Origin of the sequence: Tychonema sp. LEGE 06208, from assembly GCF_015207505.1 — a bacterium.
Classification (GTDB): Bacteria; Cyanobacteriota; Cyanobacteriia; order Cyanobacteriales; family Microcoleaceae; genus Microcoleus.
Window position 1 is genome coordinate 1 of record NZ_JADEWT010000184.1, and the last position, 6,858, is coordinate 6,858.

Below are 6,858 nucleotides of genomic sequence, written 5' to 3' on the forward strand. Positions count from 1 at the left end.
CTCTCCCACTCTCCCACTCTCCCCCTCTCTCACTCTCCCCCTCTCCCATTCCCCCTTTTGCCATAACAGCTTAGCGAAGGTGCGATCGATTGCGTTAGAGCCTTTGTGGCTGATTTTGGGGTTTGGGACTAGGAAAAAAGTCACAAGTGCTATGTGCTTTTTGACTGGTTAGATTAGGAGTATTGCGTGATGCGCTGGCTGGTTTAAGCTTCTAAGATTTGTAGGTGAAGATTAATTTACAGAAAGTCAATCATGAAAAGAAATACCATCGCAGCAGCATTTATCCTCGCCGGCACCATCTTGGTAGGTAGTTTGTCTGGTTGTATGCCATCCAACGCTTCTAATGTCACCAAATCTAACGCGGTGGCGGCAAATGCAGCAACTTCAGGACAACCGAAGCTTTCTCCTGCTCAACGCGCCCAGAAACGCGACGAACTTCGCAAACAAGTCGAAGCGGTGCTAACTCCCGAGCAGGTGAAACAGTTGGACTCCAAAATCAAGGGAGGCGAAAAAATGCGGAAAGCTCTTAACGAGCTAAACCTCAGTGCTGAGCAAAAAACCCAAGTTAAGGGGATTCTCCAGGCTGCTTATCCTCGCTCGCAAAATGGGCAGTCTGGAGCTAAAGCTAAGTAAATGATCTAAGAACAAGTTTTGTTCGTTTTCAGTTTTTGTATGGTGTGTCAGGGGTTTAATGTTTTCAGTAATTGCTAACTTTTGGGTCTGACGCACCCTATAATAAACTTGAATTTCATAAATGTTTGAGTAATAGGTTAACCGCCTATCGAGGCAGATCAAGACCGATTTACTCAGATAAATTCAAGATACCAAAGGGAATTCTACTGAAAATCTAATAACTGCTATGAAGAGTGATATTGTGTCCGGTGGATTGAGCGCACTACGAACTTCAACAGTGTACTGAAGTCCGCACTACTAACCGTTTTTTTGCGCTCATCGACGGGACATGAGATGAGGGCTATTGTTAAGAGGTTTGTGATGATAGAAGAAATTATTAGTGACAGTCGAAATGGCACTCGCCCTAAAGTTTCTGATGAAAATTTGAAGCTGAACGAGGAACCGACGCAGAATTTGGAAATTGTTGATAAAATTCCGAATGACACTGTTCCTGAAGTGGCTCTGGAATCTCCAAGTTTGCCGGAAAGCGAGCCTACAAATAATATTTTAGCAAAAGAACCGAAGCCTCAAAAGGTGCTGGCGAAAGGGCGAATTGCGATGTTTTTGCTGGGGTTGTTGTTGCTTGGTGGTTTGGGATTTTTGGTTTGGCAACGGGCGATCGCCCCTAAACCGGAAAAAGCGAGTCGTCGCGGTGGTAAAATGCAAATAACTCCGGTTCTGGTGGCGACGGCGACTAAAAAAACTGTACCGATTCAGTTACAGGCGATCGGTACTGTGCAATCTGGTGCTACTGTTTCGGTGACAGCACAGGCTAGCGGGCGGGTGACGGGAGTTTATTTTAAGAAAGGGCAAGAAGTTAAGAAAGGACAGTTGCTTTTCTCGATCGACGATCGCTCTCAAAATGCTTCGATCCAACAAGCTCAGGGTATCGTAGCAAAAGACCGGGCCCAGGTGCAACAAGCGACGGCTAATCTTGCTAAAGATCAAGGAATTGTCGAACAAGCTAGGGCGACTTTGGATAAAGATAGAGGAATTGTCGAACAAGCTAGGGCGACTCTGCAAAAAGATTTGGGTGTTGTCGAACAAGCGAAAATGACTCTGGCGAAAGATAAGGGAGTTGTTGAACAGGCGAAAATGACGTTGGAAAAAGACTTAGGTGCGGTTAAGCAGGCGATGGCAACTTTGAGCAAAGATCGAGCGCAAGCCGAGTATGCCGAAGCCCAAAGTCAACGTTACGCAGAGCTCTACAAACAAGGAGTAATTAGTCAAGATCAGGCGCAACAATACGCTACCAGCAGTCGAGCTGCGGCGGCAACGGTGGAGCTTGACAAACAGGCGATCGCCAATGCAGAAACGGCGGTAAAGAGCGATCGCATTGGCATCACAAATGCGGAGTCTGTCGTCAAAGGTGACTCCGTGGCGATCGCAAATGCTGAAACTGCGGTGAAGAGCGATTTGGTGGGAATTGAGAACGCTCAGACGGCGGTGAAGAGCGATTTAGTGGGGATTGACAATGCTCGGGCTGTTGTTGATGGCGATCGATCGGCGATCGAGGGTGCTCAAGCTAGTGTCAGCGCCGACGGCGGTAGTTTGCAAAACGCTCAAGTGCAATCATCCTATACTAAAGTGTTTGCACCGATCGACGGACGCGCCGGCAATATCCTAGTCACAGAAGGCAATGTAGTGCAACCGAGCACAGACAAACCCTTAGTCACAATCTCGAAAATCAATCCTATTCAAGTTGCCTTTTCTGTTCCCGAATCCAACCTTTCAGACATCCAAAAATACGTAGACAACGGCAAGCTAAAAGTTGATGTCACCTTTGCCGGCAACAATCGCCCAATATCAGGAACCTTGTCATTTGTCAACAACACGGTTGATAATTCCACAGGCTCTATTCAACTGATTGGCGATTTTAATAACGCCGATGGAAAACTATTTCCCGGTCAATTTGTCAATACTACCTTAACATTATCTCAACAGCCAAATGCAATTGTAGTTCCCTCCCAAGCAGTACAAACCGGGCCGAACGGACAGTTTGTATTTGTCGCCCAAGACGACGATACAGTAGACAATGTGCCTGTAGTTGTCGGAAATACGATCGGCGGATTAAGTGTCATCAAAAAAGGTGTAGATGCTGGTGATGATGTTGTCACCGACGGACAAGCTAATCTGGTTGATGGTAGCAAGATTCGGATTAAAGATGCTGAGGATGCTAAAGATAATTCAGATTCAACGAAGGGCGATAATTCAGACACATCTAAAGCCAAAGAAACTGGTGCAAAATCTGGCAGCGATTCCAATTCATCCGGAAATAAGTCATGGAAATCCCCCAAAAATCCCTAGGGCGATCGATTTTATATTTGGATTGTCGAAAGTTATTTGGCAGACAAAAGTAATCTCAAACTCCTGCAAGTGCTTCACTTCGTTTCGTTCGCAAAGTCAACAGTCATCAGTCATTAGTCATTAGTCATTAGTCATTAGTCATCAGTCATTAGTCATTAGTCATTAGTCATTAGTTGTTAGTCATTAGTCATTAGTTGTTAGTCATTAGTCATTAGTTGTTAGTCATTAGTCATTAGTCATTAGTCATTAGTCATTAGTCATTAGTTGTTAGTCATTAGTTGTTAGTCATTAGTTGTTAGTCATTAGTCATTAGTTGTTAGTTGTTAGTCATTAGTTGTTAGTTGTTAGTTGTTGGAAATGGGTTAGTTGTTATTGTTATTGGTTATTGGTTATTGGTTATTGGTTATTGGTTACTGGCTACGAATTCCCGATTTCCAATTCTCAATTCCCAATAACAACTAACAACTAACAACTAACAAATAACCAATAACAACTAACAACTAACAACTAACAAATAACAAATAACAGTCAACAGTCAACAGTCATCAGTCATTTCAGTAAAACCGAAATTGATATAACCAATGAATCTCTCAGAACCATTTATTCGCCGTCCAATTATGACCACATTGGTGATGGCGGCAATTATAATTTTTGGTTGGATGAGTTATCGCTTGCTACCGATTAGCGATTTGCCCAACGTCGATTATCCCACAATTCAAGTTAGCGCTTCCCGCCCCGGTGCTAGCCCGGAAACGATGGCCGCATCGGTAGCGCGCCCCCTAGAAAAGCAATTTTCGAGTATTGCTGGACTCGATACGCTGACTTCTACCAGTACCAGCGGCAAAACTCAAATTACCCTGCAATTCAATCTCAGTCATAATATTGATGATGCGGCGCAAGATGTCGAATCGGCAATTTCTTCAGCCTCGGGCCAAATGCCTAACGATTTGCCAAATCCGCCGACTTACAGCAAAGTCAATCCCGCCGACGGGCCAATTCTTTACCTTTATCTCACGTCCCCAACTTTACCGCTTTCTGAAGTTGATAGCTACGCGCAAAGTTATCTCGCGCAAAAGCTTTCGACAATCAACGGTGTGGCGCAAGTTCAGATTTACGGTTCTCAAAAATATGCTGCCCGAATTCAACTCGATCCGCAACAATTAGCAGCGCGGCAAATTGGCATCGACAAAGTGCAAACTGCTATCCAACAAGGCAATGTTAATTTACCTACAGGAAGCCTTTCGGGAAGTTATAAAAACTTTGCGGTGCAAACTAACGGACAACTGAAAGATGCTGCTGCATTCCGCCGTTTAATTGTGACATATAAAAACGGACAGCCTGTTTATCTCGAACAATTAGGGCGAGTGGTTGACAGTGTAGAAAATACTCAACTTGCTAGTTGGTACAATAACGATCGCGCAATTATCCTCACGATTCAGAGACAGCCGGGCACGAATACCGTAGAAGTGGTAGATACGATTCAAAAATTGCTACCCAATTTGAGAACTCAGATTCCAAGTTCGATCGCGGTTGGGGTGATGTACGATGCGTCTCAATCGATTCGCGAGTCGGTGGATGATGTGCGGTTTACCCTCGTTTTGACGATCGCCCTTGTCATCTTAGTAATTTTCGTATTTTTACGCAATCTTTCTGCCACAGTCATTCCCAGTTTAGCGCTACCGGTATCGCTGATCGGCACCTTCGGTATCATGCACTTGTTCGACTACTCCCTCGACAACTTGTCAATGATGGCCCTGACGCTATCTGTGGGCTTTGTAGTCGATGATGCGATCGTCATGCTCGAAAACATCGTCCGCCACATCGAAGCCGGAGAAAGCCCGCGAGAAGCCGCGCTAAACGGCTCTAGCGAAATCGGTTTTACGATTTTATCGATGACGCTTTCCTTGGTGGCGGTGTTTATTCCGATGTTATTTATGAGCGAGTTGTTGGGGCGCTTGTTTCATGAATTTGCCGTCACAATTGCGGTTTCTATTTTAGTCTCCGGCTTTGTTTCTTTGACTTTGACACCGATGTTGTGCAGCCGTTTTTTGCGCCCGGTAAATCACGAAAATCAAAGCCGGCTTTATCGAGCTTCTGAGTACGTATTCGATCGAATTTTAAGCCTGTACGATTGGAGTCTCAAAATAGCCTTAAAATATCACCGCACCACGATGATTTTATCATTAGCAATGGTGTTCGTTACAGTTGGATTATTTATTGTAGTTCCCAAAGGCTTTATTCCCAGCCAAGATACGGGACAAATTACCGGAATTACCCAAGCCGCCCAAGATGCCTCTTTTGATGAATTATCTCGCCACCAGCAAGCGGTTGTCAGTGCGATTCGCCAAGATCCAAACGTGGAAGCAGTCAACTCGAATATCGGGGCCGGTTCGAGCGCCAATGGCGGCGGGGCTGCGGTTGCGGGGAATTCCGGCAGCTTGTTTGTGCGCCTCAAACCGATCTCGCAGCGGCAGATGGGTGCCGACGAAATTGTGCAGAGTTTGCGATCGCAATTAGCCGAAATTCCAGGCATTCAAGTCTTCCTGCAAAATCCTCCAGCAATCCCGCTGGGCACTCAACAAAGCACGGGATTGTACCAACTGGCGCTGCAAAGTTCGGATGTTTTACCGCTGCGTAAATACGTACCGCAACTAATTGAAAAAATGAAAGCAATGCCGGAAATTCAGGATGTTAACAGCGATTTGCAGATGACTGCTCAAATCAAAATTGATATCGATCGCGACAAAGCCTCAGCATTAGGAATTACGGCTAGTCAAATCGAAAATACCCTGAGAAATGCCTACGGCGCTTACCAAGTTTCGACGATTTACGGTGCGAGTAACGAGTATCAAGTTATTTTGGAACTAGAACCAAAGTATCAAAAAGATCCGAATGCTTTGATGCAGCTTTACATCAGTACAGCGGGTAATTCTAGCGATGCTTCTGGGGGTGAAACCCAGGTGCCGCTAGCAACGGTTGCCAAAATTTCTCTAGGAGTTGCACCGTTAATTGTCAACCACGTCGGTAGGATGAATGCTGCGACAATTTCCTACAACCTCGCGCCTGGGGTGGCGCTGGGAAATGCAAATAGCGCGATCGACCAAATCATCAAATCGCTGATTCCTGAGAGCATTTCCACCAATTATAAGGGCGCGAGTCAAGTATTTCAGAGTTCGCTACCTAGTTTGGGGATGTTGTTGGCGATCGCAATTTTGGTCATCTATTTAATCCTCGGCATTTTGTACGAAGATTTCATCCATCCGATTACAATTTTGTCGGGATTACCTTCGGCGGGATTTGGAGCATTATTAACACTAATGTTGTTTGGAGTCGAACTCAACGTTTATTCGTTCATCGGCATCATCTTGCTGGTAGGAATTGTCAAGAAAAATGGGATTATGATGGTCGATTTTGCGATCGAAGCCCAGCGCATAGATGGCAAAAAACCGGCCGAAGCAATCTATCAAGCCTGCTTAGTGCGTTTCCGACCAATTATGATGACTACAATGGCGGCATTAATGGGCACATTACCAATTGCGTTGGGAGTTGGTGCAGGTTCAGAATCTCGCCGCCCGTTAGGTATTGCAGTTGTCGGCGGACTGTTATTTTCGCAAGTTTTGACGCTGTATCTAACGCCCGTATTTTACATCTACATGGAATCGTGGCGAAAGAAACTTAGTCAGGTGAAGTTTGGGCAAGTATTTTCATTTAAAGGAGGGCGGTGAACATAACCTTTATAAAATCTTCCTAGGGTGCGTCGCCTGCGATCGATCTCTAACTAAATAGAGAAGATTGGATAAGTCTTTGATTGATATAGCAATCCTAAATCATTTGTGAATTTCTTACTCCCTCCCCTTAGCAAGGGGAGGGTAGGGGTGG

3 protein-coding genes are annotated in these 6,858 nt (G+C 45.1%); all 3 read left to right on the plus strand.

What is annotated here, in order from left to right; all coding sequences use genetic code 11:
• Nucleotides 1–252: 252 nt before the first annotated feature.
• The 3 genes from IQ263_RS27325 (at nucleotide 253) to IQ263_RS27335 (ending at nucleotide 6,704) form a co-directional block, all read left to right on the plus strand.
• Nucleotides 253–633: a hypothetical protein gene (locus IQ263_RS27325; RefSeq protein WP_194071190.1), complete on the plus strand. Its 381-nt coding sequence runs from the start codon at nucleotides 253–255 to the stop codon at nucleotides 631–633.
• Between the two features lie 360 nt (nucleotides 634–993).
• Nucleotides 994–2,979, plus strand: coding sequence for an efflux RND transporter periplasmic adaptor subunit (locus tag IQ263_RS27330; protein ID WP_194071191.1), 1,986 nt, complete (start codon nucleotides 994–996; stop codon nucleotides 2,977–2,979).
• 581 nt (nucleotides 2,980–3,560) lie between these two features.
• Nucleotides 3,561–6,704 (plus strand): efflux RND transporter permease subunit, encoded by a 3,144-nt coding sequence (locus IQ263_RS27335; RefSeq protein ID WP_194071192.1) that lies wholly within the window; start codon nucleotides 3,561–3,563, stop codon nucleotides 6,702–6,704.
• Nucleotides 6,705–6,858: the final 154 nt, after the last annotated feature.

What these genes read in the sequence shown, in the direction of transcription:
- IQ263_RS27325 (WP_194071190.1), top strand. Translation starts at nt 253, where the DNA reads ATGAAAAGAAATACCATCGCAGCAGCATTTATCCTCGCCGGCACCATC.
- IQ263_RS27330 (WP_194071191.1), top strand. Translation starts at nt 994, where the DNA reads ATGATAGAAGAAATTATTAGTGACAGTCGAAATGGCACTCGCCCTAAA.
- IQ263_RS27335 (WP_194071192.1), top strand. Translation starts at nt 3,561, where the DNA reads ATGAATCTCTCAGAACCATTTATTCGCCGTCCAATTATGACCACATTG.